Origin of the sequence: Bifidobacterium pullorum DSM 20433, from assembly GCF_000771405.1 — a bacterium.
GTDB lineage: Bacteria > Actinomycetota > Actinomycetes > Actinomycetales > Bifidobacteriaceae > Bifidobacterium > Bifidobacterium pullorum.
Genome location: NZ_JDUI01000002.1, coordinates 132,023 through 150,241, shown reverse-complemented (window position 1 = coordinate 150,241; position 18,219 = coordinate 132,023). Strand labels below are relative to the sequence as shown.

Genomic DNA, 18,219 nt, shown 5'->3' with positions numbered 1-18,219 from the left:
CAGTGTGCGCAGTATGCAAAGCCTGGGTAACACGATGTAAATTGAACGCGCCAAACTTTATATGCATAAAAATATACGCAATCCCGAATGACTATGCATTGGGGTAATGTATCCAGCCGGTAATCATGTGGCGGGATTCGGAATCCGATTGTCCGGACCGCCCGCCCGAAGAACGAGGAAAGACTGAAGACATGGAATATCTGGTGCTGTTGGGCATCGCCGTCGTCATCGTCGGCTTCGCCCTGCGGCTGGACTCGATCCTCATCGTGTTCCTGGCCGCCATCGTCACCGCGCTGCTAGGCAATCTCGGCATCGACGGCTTCCTGACCACGCTGGGCGATTCGTTCGTCTCGAACCGCAGCGTGGCGCTGTTCATCATCATCCTGCTGGTCACCGGCACACTGGAGCGCAACGGCCTGAAACAGGCCGCCGCCGAGCTGATTGGCAAGGCCAAGGGCGCCACGCCCGGCATCATCATCGCGTTGTACGGCGTCATGCGTCTGGTGTTCGCCGCGTTCAACGTGAGCTTCGGCGGCGTGGCTGGTTTCGTGCGCCCGATCATCATGCCGATGGCTGTGGGCGCGATCGAGGCCTCCGGCCACGAGCCGGACGAGCGATACGTCGAACAGCTCAAGGGCATGGCCTCCGGCATGGAGAACGTGGCCTGGTTCTTCGGCCAGGTGCTGTTCGTCGGCACGTCGGGCGCGATCCTGGTCAAGACCACACTTGCGCCGCTCGGCTATGACGTGGACCTGCTGCGGCTGGCCATCATCGAGATCCCGGTCGCGCTGATCGCCGTGGGCGTCACCGCCTTCTACTACATCGTCAAGGACGCGCGGCTGCGCAGGAAATACTACGGCGGCGAATCCGGCGTCCGGATGCCGGCCGCGGTGAAGGAAGGGGAGTGACGTCATGGCGTTCTTCATGGATCCCGAGATTGCGTCCGCAGACAAGATCATGGAGGTGTTCTACATCGTCATGGGTCTGATGAGCATCTACGCGGGCGTGCGCAACCTGCGCGACAAGTCCAACCCGTCGCGCTACGGCACCTTCGTGTTCTGGACGCTGCTCGGCGTCGTCATCGCCTTCGGCCGGTGGATCCCGCCGATGGTCGACGGTCTGCTCATCGTCATCATGGTCGTCCCCGCCATCGCCCAGCGCGTCAAACCGGGCGTGGCCGCCAACCCGACGGATGCCGAAGTGGAGGCCAACTTCCGGCGCATCGGGCAGAAGGTGTTCATTCCCGCGCTCGCCATCGGTGTGTTCGCCATCGCCGGCGCGCTGATCCCCGCCATCGGCGCGCTCGCCGGCTGCTGCATCGGCGTGTTCGTCTCCGCGATTATCCTGTGGGCGCAGAACCGCGCCAACACGCCCGCCGTGTTCCTCGGCGACTCCGAACGACTGCTGTCCGCGATGGGCCCGCTGTGCATGCTGCCGATGCTGTTGGCCAGCCTGGGCGCGATCTTCGATGCGGCCGGCGTGGGCGACGTCATCGCGCGGATCGTCGGCGGGGTGATCCCCGAAGGCAACCGGACCGTCGGCATCATCGTGTTCGCGTTGGGCATGATGCTGTTCACGATGATCATGGGCAACGCCTTCGCCGCCATCACCGTGATGACCGTGGGCATCGGCGCGCCGTTCGTGCTGGAGCTGGGCGCCGATCCGGCCGTGGTCGGCATCCTGGCGCTGACCTGCGGCTACTGCGGCACGTTGCTGACGCCGATGGCCGCGAACTTCAACATCGTGCCCGTCGCGATGCTGGAGATGAAGGACCGCATGGGCGTGATCAAGAACCAGGTGCTGCCCGCGTTCGTGATGATTGTCGTGCAGATCGTCTATATGCTCATCGCCTGCTGAACGATTCGTGGAGTGGATGGCGGAACGCGTCCGAGTCCCTGGTTCGATGGGTAATCGGCTTGTGTTCGATAGTCAATCGCCTCGTGACTGATGGCTGATCGCTTCGTGACTGATGGCTGATCGCCTCGTGTTCGATGAAATTGCCTTGTGCTCAATGCCAATCACCTTTTGCTTGTCAACCGTCAAGTACTTGACATTTGACAAGCAAAAGGTGATTGGCATATACGTGACTATCATGGCGGACAGAGTCGTTCCGTATTGCGGAGTCGTTCCGTCTTTGAGGAAGATAAAGAAACGTGGTCGTGGAGGAGGCATGGTAATGCTGCATAAGGTTCTGGTCACCGGATTCGACCCGTTCGGCGGCGAGGCCGTCAACCCGGCGTACGAGGCGGTCAAACTGCTGCCGGACACCATTGCGGGGGCACACATCGTCAAACTGGAGGTGCCCACCGTGTTCACACGCAGCGCCCAGGCGTTGGAGCAGGCCATGGCCGCCGAACGTCCCGACGCCGTCATCTGCGTGGGGCAGGCGGGCGGCCGCAGCTGCGTGACCGTCGAGAAGGTGGCGGTTAACCTCGTCGAGGCCCGCATCCCGGATAACGACGGCGCCCAGCCGTTGGGCGAGCCGCTGCGCGCCGACGGTCCGGACGCCTATTTCGCGACCGTCCCCGTCAAGGCCATGGTCGCGAACATCCGGGCCAATCACCTGCCGGCGTTCATCTCCTACACCGCCGGCACCTACGTGTGCAACAGCATCATGTACCATGCGCTGTACCTGTGCGACAGGACGTTCCCCGGCACCATCGCCGGCTTTATGCATGTGCCGTACGAGCCCGGCCAGGTGGTCGACAAGCCCGAAGGCACCCCGTCCATGCCGCTGGACACCATCGCCAGGTCGCTGGAATACGCGATCGAGGCCGTGGTGCGCGGCGACGTGGCGGACGACATGGTGGCCGGCGCCACGCACTGACCTGACGCCGCGGCATCCGCATCCGCCGGATCCCAGTGATGGAGGGAACCACATGAGCCTGCCCGTTCGACGTGTCCTCGGTTTTCTGCGCCGCGAGACGGTGCTGTGCGTGGCCGTGGCGCTGGCCGTGATCTCGGCGTTCATCGTGCCGCCGTCCGCCGCGTACCTCGGTTACATCGACTGGGAGACGCTGGCGCTGCTGTTCTCGCTGATGGCGGTGATGAAGGGGTATCAGCAGATCGGCATCTTCGCGCGGCTGAGCGACGCGCTGCTGCAGCGGGTGGGCACCACGCGCGGCATGGTGATGACGCTGGTGTTCCTGCCGTTCTTCCTGAGCATGGTGGTCACCAACGACGTCTCCCTGATCACCTTCGTGCCGTTCGCGCTGGTGGTGCTGCGCATGGCCGGCAGGGAACGGCTGATCGTGCCGACGGTGATCCTGCAGACGATCGCCGCGAACCTGGGCAGCATGCTCACCCCGATGGGCAACCCGCAGAACCTGTACCTGTACGCGCAATCGGGGATGGACTTCGGTGAGCTGGTGGCGCTGACGCTGCCGTACGTGACGGTTTCGGGCGTGGTGCTGGCGGCGGTGATCGGTGTGGGATTGCGCCGGCCGAAACCGGTGCGGGGCGTGTCGGTTGACGTGCACATCTGCCGGCGGCGTTCGCTGGTGGGCTGCACCGGTGGTTTCATGCTCTGTCTGCTGGCCATCTTCGGTCTGGTGCCCCCGTGGACGACCGCCGCGCTGATCGCCGTCACGCTGCTTGTGGTGAACCGGCGGGTGCTGGCCAGCGTCGACTATGCGCTGCTGGCCACGTTCATCGCATTCTTCGTCTTCATCGGCAACGTGGGCAATATCGGCCCGTTCCGCGAGCTGCTGGCCACCATGCTGGAGGGGCGCGTGGAGATCGTGTCCGTGCTGGCCAGCCAGGTCGTCAGCAACGTGCCTGCGGCCCTGCTGCTGTCGGGGTTCACCGATGACTGGGCGGGGCTGATCGTCGGGTGCAATCTGGGCGGCCTGGGCACGCTGATTGCCTCGATGGCCAGCCTGATCTCCTACAAGATGGTGGTACGCGAATACCCGCAGCACCGCGGTCGGTATCTGCTGTGGTTCACCGTCGCCAACGTGGCGCTGCTGATGCTGCTCATGACGATATCCGCCGTGTGGTGAGGCGGATCGTGGGATTCGGCGGCCCCTACCGAATCACGCCGAAATGCCGCAACGCGTTCATGACGCCGTCATGGTCCACGTCGTCGGTCACGTAGTCGGCCGCCGCCCTGACCTCGTCGTTCGCGTTGCCCATCGCCACGCCGATGCCGGCGAATCGAAGCATCGCCATGTCGTTGCCGCCGTCGCCGAAGGCCATCGTCTGCTCCCGGGCGAACCCGTGATGCTCCATGAAGCAACGGATACCGCGCGGCTTGCCGCCGTCGGCCGGGATCATGTCGGTGAAATCCGGGTGCCAGCGCACGCCGGCCACGTTCCGGCACAGCCCGGTCAGCTCCGCCTCCTGCTCAGGGGTGATGAACGGGCTGATCTGGAACGTCTCGTGCGTCAGCGGCCGGGTGTGCGGGTCGTCGATGTACCGCGTGGGCGCCGTCTTGCCCAGCTGCCGCCATGTCTGCTCCATCGCGGCGGTGATCTGGTTGAAATAGACGTAATCGCGTTCGCTGAAGCTGGCGACGACATCGGGGTGACTGTCCAGCCAATCCACGATGACGGCGATGTCGTCGACGCCGATCGGCTGCGTGTCGAGGAATCCATGGTCGTCGAAGCAGTACTGCCCGTTGGCGGCCACGATGCCGTCGAAGGACACCGGCATCATGTCGGCCACGACGCCGAACTGGGAGGGGGCCCGGCCCGTGCAGATGAAGATGAGCACGCCGCGCTCCCGCAACATATGCAGCGCGTCGATGGTGGACTGCGGCACCGTGTGGGTGGTGAAACTGGTCAACGTGCCGTCCACGTCGAAGAACACGGCCTTGATGTCGGCGGTTGTCATCGGAACGCCTTTCCCGGGAAACGAATCATGCCGGTTCCAGTGTATCGGGACGATTACACTGGAACGCATGACACAGATTCGTTTCGCCCTAGCACAGATCGACACCTGCGTGGGGGACCTGGCCGGCAACGCGGCCAAGGTGCTCGACTACGCCCGCCGCGCCGCCGCCGAACACGCCCGCGTGGTGGTGTTCCCGGAGATGACGCTGACCGGATACCCGATCGAGGACCTTGCCCTGCGCGCCACCTTCCGGCAGGCCGCCTGGAACCAGGCGAACGATCTGGCCGCCGCACTCGCCGAGGAAGGACTGGGGGAGCTGTATGTGGCGGTCGGCACGGTCGGCACCGACCCGGAGAACGCAAAGCCCCGCAACCGGCTTGTGGTGCTGCACGAGGGCGTGGTCTGGGCGGGCTACGACAAGCACTTCCTGCCCAACTACGGCGTGTTCGACGAGTTCCGCATCTTCTCGGCCGGGGATCGGTCGGTGGTCTTCGACGTGGACGGCGCGCGCATCGGCGTGGCGATCTGCGAGGACATCTGGCAGGACGGCGGCCCCGTGGCCGATCTGGCCGGCCGTGGCATCAATCTGCTGCTGACGATGAACGGTTCGCCGTATGAGGAGGGCAAGACCCATACGCGTCTGGAACTGGCGGCCCGCCGCGCCCGCGAGGTCGGCGCGCCGCTGATCTACCTGAACCAGGTCGGAGGCCAGGACGACCTGATCTTTGACGGCGGCAGCTTCGTGGTCGACGCCGACGGCACGCTGCTGGAGCGCTCGCCGATGTTCGTGGAGGACCTGAGCTACTTCACGCTCGATACCGAAGCCGAGCATCAGACCCCGACCGGCATCGCCGCCGATCTGGACCCCGATGAGGAGGTCTATACGGCCTGCGTGCTGGGACTGAAGGACTACATGCGCAAGAACGGGTTCACCGGGGTGACTCTGGGCCTGTCCGGCGGCATCGATTCGGCGCTGGTGGCGGCCATGGCCGCGGACGCCTGCGGCGGTGGGAACGTCTGGGGCATCTCGATGCCCAGCATGTACTCGTCCGACGGTTCGAAGGACGACGCCGCCGATCTGGCCGCGAACCTCGGCGCGCACTACGACATCCAGCCGATCGAACCGCTGTTCGCCGCGTTCCAGAACCAGCTCGCCCTGGAGGGCGTGGCCGCCGAGAACCTGCAGGCGCGCATCCGCGGCGTCATCGTGATGGCGTACTCCAACTCCAAGGGGCTGCTGGCGCTGGCCACCGGCAACAAGTCCGAACTCGCCTGCGGGTACTCCACGATCTACGGCGATGCGGTCGGCGGCTACGCGCCGATCAAGGACCTGCTCAAAACCCGTGTGTGGGAGCTGGCCCGCTGGCGCAACAGGGCCGCCGCGGCCGGCGTCGGCATCGGCGGCATCGCGGTGGTCGGCAACGAATCGCATGATGCCGGCACGCCGCTGCCGGGCGGCGTGATGATTCCCGTCAACAGCATCACCAAGGCGCCGAGCGCCGAATTGCGCCCCGGACAGAAGGATTCCGACAGCCTGCCGGAATACGAGCTGCTGGACCGCGTGCTGGCCGCGTACATCGAACACGCCCACGGGCGCGCCGATCTGCTGGCGGACGGGTTCGACGAGGCGACCGTCGACACGGTGATGCGCCTGGTGGACCGCGCCGAATGGAAGCGTCGCCAGTATCCGCTGGGACCGAAGGTCACCGCGCTCGCCTTCGGCCGTGACCGCAGACTGCCGGTGACGACCGCGTTCCGCGAATAGTCCGCCCCGACGGGCACCAAGTATCGCGATGCGGCGCCGCACCCGACGGGTGCGGCGCCGTCGTGTTATCCGCCGGGCACGATGTGAGCGATAACGAAATGTGACGAAGCTCACGTTGCCCTCCAGCTTGTTTTCAGCTGCCTGCGGCTACAATAGGTAACCAACGACGGCGTAACGATGCGTCGCCGACGATCACCCAAAAGGAGTGGATATGACAGCAGTTGATGCAACCGCGGTCTCCCCGGAGGAGCTCAACGCCAAGGCGTGGGACGGCTTCGAAGGCGGTCATTGGCAGGAAGATATCGACGTGCGTGACTTCATTCAGAAGAACTACACGCCGTACGAGGGCGATGAGTCCTTCCTCGCCGATGCGACCGAAAAGACCAAGCATCTGTGGCAGTATCTCGATGACAACTACCTGTCCGTGGAGCGCAAGCAGCGCGTCTACGACGTGGATACCCACACCCCGGCCGATGTCGACGCCTTCCCGGCCGGCTACATCGACAGCCCGGAGGTCGACAACGTGATCGTCGGTCTGCAGACCGACGTCCCCTGCAAGCGCGCGATGATGCCGAACGGCGGCTGGCGCATGGTCGAGCAGGCCATCAAGGAGGCCGGCAAGGAGCCGGATCCGCAGATCAAGAAGATCTTCACCAAGTACCGCAAGACCCACAACGACGGCGTCTTCGGCGTGTACACCAAGCAGATCAAGGTCGCCCGCCACAACAAGATCCTCACCGGTCTGCCGGACGCCTACGGACGCGGCCGCATCATCGGCGACTACCGCCGTGTGGCCCTGTACGGCGTGAACGCCCTGATCAAGTTCAAGCAGCGCGACAAGGACTCGATCCCGTACCGCAACGACTTCACCGAGCCGGAGATCGAGCACTGGATCCGCTTCCGCGAGGAGCATGACGAGCAGATCAAGGCCCTGAAGAAGCTGATCAACCTCGGCAACGAGTACGGCCTGGACCTGTCCCGTCCGGCCCAGACCGCCCAGGAGGCCGTGCAGTGGACCTACATGGGCTACCTGGCCTCGGTCAAGAGCCAGGACGGCGCCGCCATGTCCTTCGGCCGCAACTCGACCTTCTTCGACATCTACATCGAGCGCGACCTGAAGAACGGCACGCTCGACGAGGCCGGCGCGCAGGAGCTCATCGACAACATCGTCATGAAGCTGCGCATCGTGCGCTTCCTGCGCACCAAGGACTACGACGCGATCTTCTCCGGCGACCCGTACTGGGCGACCTGGTCGGACGCCGGCTTCGGCGACGACGGCCGCACCATGGTCACCAAGACCTCGTTCCGTCTGCTCAACACCCTGACCCTTGAGCACCTGGGACCCGGCCCGGAGCCGAACATCACGATCTTCTGGGATCCGAAGCTGCCGGAGGGCTACAAGCGCTTCTGCGCCAAGATCTCCATCGACACCTCGGCCATCCAGTATGAGTCCGACAAGGAGATCCGCGGCCACTGGGGCGACGACGCGGCCATCGCCTGCTGCGTGTCCCCGATGCGCGTCGGCAAGCAGATGCAGTTCTTCGCCGCCCGCGTGAACTCCGCCAAGGCGCTGCTGTACGCGATCAACGGCGGCCGTGACGAGATGACCGGCATGCAGGTCATCGACAAGGGCGTGATCGATCCGATCCAGCCCGAGGCCGACGGTACCCTGGATTACGAGAAGGTCAAGAACAACTACGAGAAGGCCCTCGAGTGGCTGTCCGAGACCTACGTGATGGCGCTGAACATCATCCATTACATGCATGACAAGTACGCCTACGAGTCCATCGAGATGGCCCTGCACGATAAGGAGGTGTACCGCACCCTGGGTTGCGGCATGTCCGGTCTGTCCATCGCCGCCGACTCGCTGTCCGCCGTCAAGTACGCCAAGGTCTACCCGATCTACAACAAGGACGCCAAGGACATGCCGGGCCACGAGTACGAGTATGTCGAGGGCGCCGATGACGATCTGGTGGTCGGCTACCGCACCGAGGGCGAGTTCCCGGTCTACGGCAACGACGACGATCGCGCCGACGACATCGCCAAGTGGGTCGTCTCCACGGTCATGGGCCAGATCAAGCGCCTGCCGGTCTACCGCGGCGCCGTCCCGACCCAGTCCATCCTGACGATCACCTCGAACGTCGAGTACGGCAAGAACACCGGCTCCTTCCCGTCCGGCCACGAGAAGGGCACCCCGTACGCCCCGGGCGCGAACCCGGAGAACGGCATGGACTCCCACGGCATGCTGCCGTCGATGTTCTCGGTCGGCAAGATCGACTACAACGACGCGCTGGACGGCATCTCGCTGACCAACACGATCACCCCCGACGGCCTGGGCCGCGACGAGGATGAGCGCATCACCAACCTGGTCGGCATCCTGGATGCGGGCAACGGCCACGGCCTGTACCATGCCAACATCAACGTGCTGCGCAAGGAGCAGCTCGAGGATGCCGTCGAGCACCCGGAGAAGTACCCGCACCTGACCGTGCGCGTCTCCGGCTACGCGGTGAACTTCGTCAAGCTCACCAAGGAGCAGCAGCTCGACGTGATCTCCCGTACGTTCCACCAGGGCGCCGTCGTCGACTGAGTCGATGACGCGCACCGTGTGAACGGCTGAACGGTCCGGCGGGGTCTTCTTCGGAAGGCCCCGCCTTTCCTATTCCCTCCCTTTGACGGGAGAGGCTCCGCGCACGGCGCGGGTCGTAGTTTCCTCCCTTCGACAAGGAGGCAGCCGCAGCACGGTCGAAAGGCCCGCATGCGACGGTGGGGGAGAACCGCTCGGGACACGTGAGGCACCTCACAGCGGAAAGCCGCGTGTCCGGCGATGCAAGGCCTTACGATGGCAATCAGTATCATGTGTATGTGCGCGCGTTCGCGCGATAAGGAGGACGAGGATGTCTGAGACCACCGAATTCCGCACCACGACCCGCCATATGCTGAAGCGGTCGAAACAATACGCCAGCCAGACCCTGATGGGCGGCCTGTCCGGATTCGAATCCCCGATCGGCCTGGACCGGCGCGACCGCATCGAGGCCCTGCGCACAGGCGACATCGGCTTCGTGCACTCGTGGGACATCAACACCTCCGTGGACGGCCCCGGCACCCGCATGACCGTGTTCATGAGCGGCTGCCCGCTGCGCTGCCAGTACTGCCAGAACCCCGACACCTGGAAGATGCGCGACGGCCAGCCGGTGTACCTGGAGGCCATGATCAAGAAGGTCGAGCGATACGCCGACCTGTTCAAGGCCACCGGCGGCGGCATCACGTTCTCCGGCGGCGAGTCGATGATGCAGCCGGCGTTCGTCTCCCGTGTGTTCCGCGCGGCCAAGGAGATGGGCGTGCACACCTGCCTGGACACCTCCGGATTCCTCAACCGCAACTACACCGACGAGATGATCGAGGACATCGACCTGTGCCTGCTCGACGTCAAATCCGGTGACGAGGAGACTTACCACAAGGTCACCGGTGGCCTGCTCGCGCCGACCATCGAGTTCGGGCAGCGCCTGGCCAAGGCCGGCAAGAAGATCTGGGTGCGCTTCGTGCTGGTGCCCGGTCTGACCGATTCCGAGGAGAACGTGGAGAACGTGGCCAGGATCTGCGAGACCTTCGGCGAGGCCATCGAGCATATCGACGTGCTTGGTTTCCACCAGCTCGGCCGTCCCAAGTGGCATGAACTGCGCATCCCGTACCCGCTGGAGGACGCCAAGGGCCCCTCGGCCAAGCTCAAGGCGCGGGTCAAGGAGCAGTTCGAGGACCACGGTTTCGTCGTCTACTGACGTTTTGTGTGTGTGGGGGGTCCTCGAACTGCCGTTGTTTGTGCGCGGGCACCCCCGTGGTGGGGTGCCCGGCTACGTTCGGTCCACTGGACCGAACGTCACGGGTTTGTTGTCTACTGAGACGTCCCCGCGCGTGTGATACCACGAATCGGGGCCGAGACACGTAGCCTTGGAATATGGCGAGCATTTACTCGTTCCCGATGAACACGCCCGAGGAAGAGCGGACGGGAACCGCGCATACTGAGGACGACATCCGGCCGTCGCGTCCCGCCGGCGTGCCCGACGAGGTCTGGCATGCCGTCGAGTCGGTGCGTGTGATGCGCCGCCTCGACGGCGTGGACTATCGGGAGATCCCGGTGCCGTCCGCATCGGCCGACTACGGCATCGGCGTGGAATTGGAATGCGCGGAGCGCGACGGGACCGGTGTCCGTGTGGCTTCCGGGTGGATCATGATCCTGTATGCGGGCGTCGCGCGGTCGGGCTGGTGGTCGCGGTGGCGTTGCGTGGCGTTCGCCAGTCTGCCGTTGGAGGAGGGCGGCGACTGCCTGACGTCGTCGATGTACTGGGAGGATATGGCCGATGTGCTGAGCGGCGTCGATCCCAGCCATCTGAAGGGCACGGTGACGGTGACGCAGAACACGTCCTTCGGCGGTATGGAGGCCGAACCGCACACCGGGTGCGAGATGCGCGTATCATGGACGCCGGCGGAACCGCCGGAAGGCGTCGACGCCGGGGCACAGGTGATGGCGTGGGCTCGATTCCTGCGCGCATCGCTGCGGAATGGCGAAAGGGAGACGATTGAATAGGGAGCCGAGGCTGCAGACCGAGCCGCGGGATGGCGTCCCCGACGTCATCGACACACCTGAAGGGTATCGCCGGTACTGCGCCAGGTTGCGCGAGACCTCGGGGCCGTTGGCGGCCGATGCCGAACGCGCCTCCGGTTTCCGATACGGGCACGAGGATTGGCTGGTCCAGTTCAAACGTGACGGTGCGGGCATCGGTCTGCTGGACCCGGTGGCGTTGGACGCCGCGGGCGTGCGTTGGAACGAGTTCAACGACGCCGTGGGGGACGCGATGTGGATCATCCATGACGCCTCGCAGGATCTGCCGGGGTTCGCCCAGATCGGTCTTGAGCCTCGGGCCTTGTTCGACACGGAGATCGCCGCCCGGCTGTTGGGATTGCATCGGTTCGGTCTGGCGGCGGTGATGGAGCAGTATCTGGGCATCACCCTGGCCAAGGAGCATTCGGCGGCCGACTGGTCCTACCGTCCGCTGCCTCGGGACTGGCGCAACTACGCGGCGCTGGACGTGGAACTGCTCATCGAGCTTGAGCAGCGCCTGTCGCACGATCTCAAACGGCAGGGCAAGGACGAGTGGGCGCGCCAGGAGTTCGCACACACGCTGCATGAGGGCATGCTGCCCCGTCCGGGGCATCCGGTGCCTTGGATGCGGATCTCCCGGATCACCTCGTTGAGCCGTGACCGGCAGGGACTGGCCGTGGCCAAGGCGCTCTGGCAGGAGCGCGACCGGCTGGCGCAACACTACGATATAGCCCCGGGACTGCTGCTATCCGATGCGGCCATCATCGAGGCGGCGCAGAAGAAACCCCGCAACGCCAGGGAATTCAGGGCCATCCGTTCGTTGAACGAGCGGGTGCGGATCCATACCGGCGGCGAACAGGACAAGATGTTCGAGCGGTATGCGCCGATTCAACGCGCCGTCAAACCGAATGTCTGGAAGACCGTGATCCAGGAGGCGCTGGCGCTGCGGCCCGACCAGTGGCCCAGCGTGCCCGCGCAGCCCGCCGACGCCCCGAACAACGCGCCGCGTTCGATGCGGATATGGTCCACCCGGCATCCCGAACGGTATCGCCGGCTGCAGGCGGTCCGGCAGACGATCAATCAGATCGCCGAGGATACGCGGACCCCGGCGGAGATGATCATCAAGCCGCAGATCATTCGCAACCTGTGCTGGATGGACGATCCCGCCGGCGGGGATGTCGCGGAATTCCTCACCGAACAGGGTGCCCGGCCATGGCAGGTGTCGTTGGTCGCAGCGTCCGTGAGTCGCGTTATCATGTAACGGTTGCCTAACGGCAGGAATAACGAATACGAATATTTCACAGGAGCGCAAGCGTGAAAATCAGCGTCAGGAACCTCGAGCCCACCAAGGTGAAGCTCACCATCACCGTCGATCCCGAGGAGTTCAACCCGTATCTGGATGCCGCCCGCAAGGAGATCGCCAAGCAGGTCACCGTGCCCGGCTTCCGTAAGGGCCATGTCCCGGGCAAGATCATCGACCAGCGCATCGGTTTCGCCGCCGTTGCCGGCGAGGCCGTGAACAACGGTGTGCCGGAGCTGTATTCCAAGGCGCTCGAGGAGAAGAAGATCCGTCCGATGGCCCAGCCGGAGATCGACGTGCAGGAAGTGCCGTCCTCCGCCAAGGACGAGACCAAGCTCAAGTTCGTCGCCACCGTGGAGCGTCGTCCGGACATCGAGCTGCCGGAGCTCGAAGGCATGGAGATCGACGTGCCGAAGGCCGAGATCACCGATGAGGACGTGAACAACCGTCTGGAGAACCTGCGCCAGCGTTTCGGCACCCTGGTGGGCGTCGACCGTCCGGCCGCCAAGGGCGACTTCGCGAACATCGACCTGGTCGCGCAGATCGACGGCGAGACCGTCGACTCCCAGGAGGGCGTGAGCTACGAGCTCGGCTCCAACACCATGCTTGATGGTCTGGATGAGGCCCTGGACGGCCTGTCCGCCGGCGAGGAGACCACCTTCGAAGGCACGCTGGAAGCCGGCGAGCATGAGGGCGAGAAGGCCCAGATCAAGGTCAAGGTCAACTCGGTCAAGGCCGAGGAGCTGCCGGAGCTGGACGACGACTTCGCCCAGGAGGCCTCCGAGTTCGACACCCTCGACGAGCTGAAGGCCGATATCCGCAAGGCCTGCGAGCGTGACGCCGAAGGCCGCCAGGCCACCGAGGCCCGTGACGCGTTCATCGCCAAGCTCAAGGAAGGCCTGGAGATCCCGGTGCCGAAGGGCGTCAAGGCCGAGGCCGCCGAGCAGCACCTGAAGGGCATGACCCCGGATCCGGAGCAGGCCACCAAGGAGCAGAAGGCCGAGGCCGAGGAGGCCGCCGAGAACGAGCTGCGCGACCAGATGGTGCTCGATGCCCTGGCCGAGAAGATGGACGTCAAGGTCTCCCAGATGGATGTGACCAACTTCCTGGCCTCCATCGCCCAGCAGTACGGCATGGATCCGTCGGCGTTCATCAACGCGATCATCCGCAACGGCCAGCTGGGCTCCGCCGTGGAGGAGGTCGGCCGCTCGAAGGGCCTGCTGGCCGGTATGCGTGCCGTGACCTTCAAGTGCGAGGGCGAGGTGCTCGATCTGAGCTCCTTCCTCGGTGACGTGGCTGAGGATGAGGAGGCCGAGTCCGTTGAGGCCGCCTCTGCCGCTGCCGCCGTGGCCGACGAGCTCGCCCAGGCCGAGGACGCCGAGTGAGTTGTGACCTTGCCGTGGCAAGGGTCTGAATAACGATGATTGTGGGCTGGAACCGGTTGCGCCGGTTCCAGCCCACAATCGTTGATGCGGAGGGAGTGTGCGATGAGTGAACGTCGACGTGCGGTGGCGATGATCGCGGCGGTGCTGGGACTGGGCGTGGTCATCGGCATCGCCGCGGGTCTGCTGACGTTGATGCTGTACGGCATCGAACATGTGGCGCTGGGCTTCGTGGAGAGTCCCGAACAGCCCGGACCGTTCGGCACGCCGTCGTGGCGTCGCGCGCTGTCCGTGATCGTCGGGGCGACCCTCGCCGCGGTGATCTGGTGGCTGCTGCGCACCCGCAGCGCCAAGGTGCCCTCGGTGACCAAGGCGGTGGCGGGCGAGCGGATGCCGTGGTGGCAGACCATCGTGCATGTGCTGCTGCAGATCCTGATTGTCGGCTGCGGCATGTCGATCGGGCGCGAGGTGGCGCCGCGCGAGTTCGGCGCACTGGCCGGCCAACGCGCCTCGGGCTGGTTGAAGCTGGACGCCGCCGACACCCGCACGATTGTGGCGGTCGCAGCCGGCGCGGGCCTGGCCGGCGTGTACAACGCGCCGTTGGCCGGTGCGTTCTTCGCCGTGGAGATTCTGCTGGCCGACGTGACGCTGCGGACCGTGGCCTATGCGTTCGCCTGCTCCACCGTGGCGGCATGGGTGGGCACGTTGATCAAGGGCACGCACACGTTCTATGACATGGGCGAGCCCAGCGGGCTGTTCACGCCCGACCTGATGGGGTTCGCGCTGGTCGCGGGCCTGGTGTGCGGCGTTGCGGGCGCGGTGTTCCGATTCGGCTCGTCCTGGGCCGAGCGGCACCACGCCACGGGCAATGCGATACTCTGGCAGCTGCCGCTGGCGGGTGTGATAACCGGCGTGGTGGCCATCTGGGTGCCGCAGGTGATGGGCAACGGCCGCGCCACGGCGCAGATGGGATTCGGCGGCGACTGCGATTGGGCGCTGATCGGCGTGCTGCTGGTATCTTGCGCAGTCAAGGGCGTCATGACGCTGCTGACGATCCGCTCGGGCGCCTCCGGAGGCGTGCTGACCCCGGGCATCGCGTTGGGTGCCACGTTGGGCGCGGTGCTGGGAATCCTCTGGATGCAGGGCTTCGGCACCAATTCGATCGGCGTCTACGCGCTGATCGGCGCCTGCGCGCTGCTGTCCGCCTCGCAGCAGGCGCCGTTGATGGCCATGTGCCTGGTTATGGAGCTGACCGATGCGCCGTTGAACCTGTTCGTGCCGGTGTGCCTGGCGGTGGCGGCCAGCACGGTATGCGCCCAATGGCTCGGCGCGCGGCTCGATCGCGCCGGTGCCGCCGGTCCGAAGCCGGCCGTGCATGCCTGACATCGCGTGCCGGTTACCGGGCGCCGCGGCGGTGCGCTATGCGTTCCGCGCAAAAGCCGCGGGCCGTCGATTCGAGGCGGTAGGCTGAAGAACATCACGACTAATTGTGAAGGAGACATGGTGAGCAATCTGCTTGCAACATCGCCGGTCATGGCCGGCGAGGACGTGCCTGCCGGGCCCGTCGACCCGATCTTCAACCGTCTGCTCAAGGACCGCATCATCTGGATGGGTGAGGAGGTCAAGGACGACATGGCCAACCGCATCTGCGCCCAGATGCTGATGCTGGCCGCCGAGGATCCGAAGAAGGACATCTGGCTGTACATCAACTCGCCGGGCGGCTCGATCACCGCCGGCATGGCCATCTACGACACGATGCAGCTGATCGAACCCGATGTGGCCACCGTGGGTCTGGGCATGTGCGCCTCGATGGGCCAGTTCCTGTTGAGCTCCGGCGCCAAGGGCAAGCGGTATCTGACCTCGCACGCCCGTGTGCTCATGCACCAGCCGTCCGGCGGCATCGGCGGCACCACCACCGACGTGCGCATCAATGCCGAACTGATCATGGATATGAAGCGCACGCTCGCCGAGCTGACCGCGGAACAGACCGGTCACACGGTGGAGGAGATCTACCGCGACAACGAGTACGACCACTGGTTCACCGCGCAGCAGGCGTTGGAATACGGTTTCGTCGACAAGATCGTGACCACGCCGGACACCATCAACGCCGACTGAGGAAGGGAAAAGACGAGCAATGGCAAGTGAAGAAGCGAAGTTCGCGGCCCGCGCCGACCGTCTCGCCGGGGCGAGGGGCGTGGTCGGATTCGTGCCGTCCTCCGTCCGCGACGCGCGTTTCGCGCCGCAGGACCGGTACATCCTGCCGCAGTTCGAGGAGAAGACCCCGTACGGCTACAAGCGTCAGGACCCGTACACCCGCCTGTTCGAGGACCGCATCATCTTCATGGGCGTGCAGGTGGACGACGCCGCCGCCGACGACATCATGGCCCAGCTGCTGGTGCTGGAAAGCCAGGACCCGAACCGTGACGTGATGATGTACATCAACTCCCCGGGCGGTTCGATGACCGCGATGACCGCCATCTATGACACGATGCAGTACATCAAGCCGGACGTGCAGACCGTCTGCCTCGGCCAGGCCGCCTCGGCCGCCGCCATCCTGCTGGCCGCCGGCGCCAAGGGCAAGCGCCTGATCCTGCCGAACGCGCGCGTGCTCATCCACCAGCCGGCCATCGACCAGGGTTTCGGCAAGGCCACGGAGATCGAGATCCAGGCCCGCGAGATGCTGCGCATGCGCGAATGGCTGGAGAACACGCTGGCCAAACACACCGGCCAGGACGTCGAACGCATCCGCAAGGACATCGAGGTCGACACCTTCCTGACCGCCCCCGAGGCCAAGGAATACGGCATTGTGGACGAGGTGCTCGAACACCGTTCGTGAATGTCCTCATGACCTTTACACGGGTGCGCCCCTTATCGAGGAAACCGGCCGGTATCCTCGATAAGGGGCGCACCCGTATGGCGATGCGTCGGAACGGAGGAAACGTATGGGACGCGTGGTGAGCTACAACGAGGACGTGCCAAGGTGCACGTTCTGCGGCAAGACCGAGCATCAGGTGCGCAAGCTGGTCGCCGGTCCGAGCGCCTCGATCTGCGACGAATGCATCGCCCTGTGCGTCGACATCATCTCCGAGGAACGGCATCGCGACGCCGACGTCAACGCGCTGACGCTGCCCAAGCCGACCGAGATCAACGCGTATCTCGACCGGTACGTCATCGGGCAGGAGGCGGCCAAGCGCACGCTGTCGGTGGCCGTCTACAACCATTACAAGCGCGTCAACATGGAGCTGCGCGAGGCCGCCGACGATCTGGGCAAGGGGCGTGACGGCACGCCGGTGCGCGTCAGTGACGCCTCCGACCCGTTGGCCGGCGTGCAGGTGGCCAAGTCGAACATCCTGCTGATGGGCCCGACCGGCGTGGGCAAGACCTATCTGGCACAGACGCTGGCCCGCGTGATGAACGTGCCGTTCGTCATCACCGACGCGACCACATTGACCGAGGCCGGGTATGTGGGCGATGACGTGGAGACCGTGCTGCAGCGGCTGCTGCAGGCCGCGGACGGCGACGTGAACCTGGCCCAGCACGGCATCGTCTATATCGACGAAATCGACAAGATCGCCCGCAAATCGGGGGAGAACACCTCGATCACGCGCGATGTCTCCGGTGAGGGCGTGCAGCAGGCATTGCTCAAGATCCTGGAGGGCACCATCGCCTCCGTGCCGGTGGAGGGCACGCGCAAGCATCGCGACCAGGAGACCATCCAGCTGGACACGCGCGGCATCCTGTTCATCTGCGGCGGTGCGTTCGTGGGACTGTCCGACATCGTGGCCAAGCGGCTCGGCACACGGGAAAGCGGGTTCGGCGCCTCCTGGCACGAGCATGAGACCACGCCGGACGAGCTGCTGGAACAGGCCAATGCCGATGATCTGGCGGAATTCGGGCTGCTGCCGGAGTTCATCGGCCGTCTGCCGGTGGTGAGCGTGCTGGAGGACCTGACCGAGGCTGATTTGGCGGCCATCCTGACCCAACCCGCCAACGCGCTGACCAAGCAGTACCGCAAGCTGTTCGCCGTCGATGGCGTGGAACTGCGGTTCACGCGCGAGGCGGTCGAAGCCATAGCGGCGACCGCCATGCAGCGGGGGACCGGTGCCCGCGGCCTGCGGTCGATCATCGAGAGGACGTTGGAGAGCACGATGTTCCTGTTGCCGAGCATGGACGACGTGGCGCAGGTCATCGTCGACGCCGCCGCGGTGCGCGGCGAAAGCGAGCCGAAGCTGGTGCGTGCCGCCACGCAGGAGATCCCGAGGCGACGGTCGGCGTGACGACACGCCGATTTGCATATCGGAACACATCGGTGTAACTTATTTCGAGTTGCCGCAAAGACAAC

15 protein-coding genes are annotated in these 18,219 nt (G+C 65.1%); 14 read left to right on the top strand and 1 reads right to left on the bottom strand.

Translation table 11 applies throughout. The annotated features are described in order from the left end of the window. Positions 1–191: 191 nt before the first annotated feature. The 4 genes from OU11_RS01975 to OU11_RS01960 all read left to right on the top strand — a co-directional run bounded on the left by OU11_RS01975 (position 192) and on the right by OU11_RS01960 (position 4,001). Entirely contained in the window at positions 192–908 is a 717-nt protein-coding gene (locus tag OU11_RS01975) for a DUF969 domain-containing protein (protein ID WP_052122549.1), read from the top strand. Positions 909–912: 4 nt separating this feature from the next. Continuing rightward, positions 913–1,857, top strand: coding sequence for a DUF979 domain-containing protein (locus tag OU11_RS01970; RefSeq protein WP_033514170.1), 945 nt, complete (start codon positions 913–915; stop codon positions 1,855–1,857). A gap of 313 nt (positions 1,858–2,170) precedes the next feature. Continuing rightward, positions 2,171–2,827 (top strand): pyroglutamyl-peptidase I, encoded by a 657-nt coding sequence (gene pcp, locus OU11_RS01965; protein WP_262975275.1) that lies wholly within the window; start codon positions 2,171–2,173, stop codon positions 2,825–2,827. Between the two features lie 52 nt (positions 2,828–2,879). Next, positions 2,880–4,001: an SLC13 family permease gene (locus OU11_RS01960; protein ID WP_033514168.1), complete on the top strand. Its 1,122-nt coding sequence runs from the start codon at positions 2,880–2,882 to the stop codon at positions 3,999–4,001. Between the two features lie 25 nt (positions 4,002–4,026). On the opposite strand, the gene OU11_RS01955 is transcribed toward OU11_RS01960, so the two are convergent. After that, complete coding sequence (locus OU11_RS01955) at positions 4,027–4,833, bottom strand: Cof-type HAD-IIB family hydrolase (protein ID WP_033514167.1); 807 nt, start codon at positions 4,831–4,833, stop codon at positions 4,027–4,029. Between the two features lie 67 nt (positions 4,834–4,900). Between OU11_RS01955 and OU11_RS01950 the strand changes: the two genes are divergently transcribed. The 10 genes from OU11_RS01950 to clpX all read left to right on the top strand — a co-directional run bounded on the left by OU11_RS01950 (position 4,901) and on the right by clpX (position 18,154). Next, positions 4,901–6,598, top strand: coding sequence for an NAD+ synthase (locus tag OU11_RS01950; protein WP_033514165.1), 1,698 nt, complete (start codon positions 4,901–4,903; stop codon positions 6,596–6,598). Positions 6,599–6,809: 211 nt separating this feature from the next. After that, positions 6,810–9,185: a formate C-acetyltransferase gene (gene pflB / locus OU11_RS01945; protein WP_033514164.1), complete on the top strand. Its 2,376-nt coding sequence runs from the start codon at positions 6,810–6,812 to the stop codon at positions 9,183–9,185. A gap of 307 nt (positions 9,186–9,492) precedes the next feature. Beyond that, entirely contained in the window at positions 9,493–10,374 is an 882-nt protein-coding gene (gene pflA / locus OU11_RS01940; protein WP_033514163.1) for a pyruvate formate-lyase-activating protein, read from the top strand. Between the two features lie 176 nt (positions 10,375–10,550). Continuing rightward, positions 10,551–11,180 carry a DUF3000 family protein gene (locus OU11_RS01935; RefSeq protein WP_033514162.1) on the top strand — a complete coding sequence of 210 codons (630 nt, stop codon included), beginning with the start codon at positions 10,551–10,553 and terminating at the stop codon, positions 11,178–11,180. After that, complete coding sequence (locus OU11_RS01930; protein WP_033514161.1) at positions 11,155–12,456, top strand: HRDC domain-containing protein; 1,302 nt, start codon at positions 11,155–11,157, stop codon at positions 12,454–12,456. The genes OU11_RS01935 and OU11_RS01930 overlap by 26 nt, the downstream gene beginning before the upstream one ends. Before the next feature lie 53 nt (positions 12,457–12,509). After that, positions 12,510–13,880, top strand: coding sequence for a trigger factor (tig, locus tag OU11_RS01925; protein ID WP_033514160.1), 1,371 nt, complete (start codon positions 12,510–12,512; stop codon positions 13,878–13,880). 102 nt (positions 13,881–13,982) lie between these two features. Then, on the top strand, positions 13,983–15,260 hold the full coding sequence (locus tag OU11_RS01920) for a chloride channel protein (RefSeq protein WP_223224139.1): 1,278 nt from the start codon (positions 13,983–13,985) through the stop codon (positions 15,258–15,260). Positions 15,261–15,380: 120 nt separating this feature from the next. After that, positions 15,381–15,992, top strand: a complete 612-nt coding sequence (locus tag OU11_RS01915) for an ATP-dependent Clp protease proteolytic subunit (RefSeq protein WP_129238298.1) — start codon at positions 15,381–15,383, stop codon at positions 15,990–15,992. Between the two features lie 19 nt (positions 15,993–16,011). Continuing rightward, positions 16,012–16,713 carry an ATP-dependent Clp protease proteolytic subunit gene (locus OU11_RS01910; RefSeq protein WP_033506082.1) on the top strand — a complete coding sequence of 234 codons (702 nt, stop codon included), beginning with the start codon at positions 16,012–16,014 and terminating at the stop codon, positions 16,711–16,713. A gap of 106 nt (positions 16,714–16,819) precedes the next feature. Then, on the top strand, positions 16,820–18,154 hold the full coding sequence (gene clpX / locus OU11_RS01905) for an ATP-dependent Clp protease ATP-binding subunit ClpX (RefSeq protein WP_033514159.1): 1,335 nt from the start codon (positions 16,820–16,822) through the stop codon (positions 18,152–18,154). Positions 18,155–18,219: the final 65 nt, after the last annotated feature.

Coding starts and splice junctions, on each gene's coding strand:
- OU11_RS01930 (WP_033514161.1), top strand. CDS start 11,155: ATGGCGAAAGGGAGACGATTGAATAGGGAGCCGAGGCTGCAGACCGAG.
- OU11_RS01910 (WP_033506082.1), top strand. CDS start 16,012: ATGGCAAGTGAAGAAGCGAAGTTCGCGGCCCGCGCCGACCGTCTCGCC.
- pcp (WP_262975275.1), top strand. CDS start 2,171: ATGGTAATGCTGCATAAGGTTCTGGTCACCGGATTCGACCCGTTCGGC.
- pflA (WP_033514163.1), top strand. CDS start 9,493: ATGTCTGAGACCACCGAATTCCGCACCACGACCCGCCATATGCTGAAG.
- OU11_RS01950 (WP_033514165.1), top strand. CDS start 4,901: ATGACACAGATTCGTTTCGCCCTAGCACAGATCGACACCTGCGTGGGG.
- clpX (WP_033514159.1), top strand. CDS start 16,820: ATGGGACGCGTGGTGAGCTACAACGAGGACGTGCCAAGGTGCACGTTC.
- OU11_RS01970 (WP_033514170.1), top strand. CDS start 913: ATGGCGTTCTTCATGGATCCCGAGATTGCGTCCGCAGACAAGATCATG.
- OU11_RS01920 (WP_223224139.1), top strand. CDS start 13,983: ATGAGTGAACGTCGACGTGCGGTGGCGATGATCGCGGCGGTGCTGGGA.
- OU11_RS01975 (WP_052122549.1), top strand. CDS start 192: ATGGAATATCTGGTGCTGTTGGGCATCGCCGTCGTCATCGTCGGCTTC.
- OU11_RS01955 (WP_033514167.1), bottom strand. CDS start 4,833: ATGACAACCGCCGACATCAAGGCCGTGTTCTTCGACGTGGACGGCACG.
- OU11_RS01960 (WP_033514168.1), top strand. CDS start 2,880: ATGAGCCTGCCCGTTCGACGTGTCCTCGGTTTTCTGCGCCGCGAGACG.
- pflB (WP_033514164.1), top strand. CDS start 6,810: ATGACAGCAGTTGATGCAACCGCGGTCTCCCCGGAGGAGCTCAACGCC.
- OU11_RS01935 (WP_033514162.1), top strand. CDS start 10,551: ATGGCGAGCATTTACTCGTTCCCGATGAACACGCCCGAGGAAGAGCGG.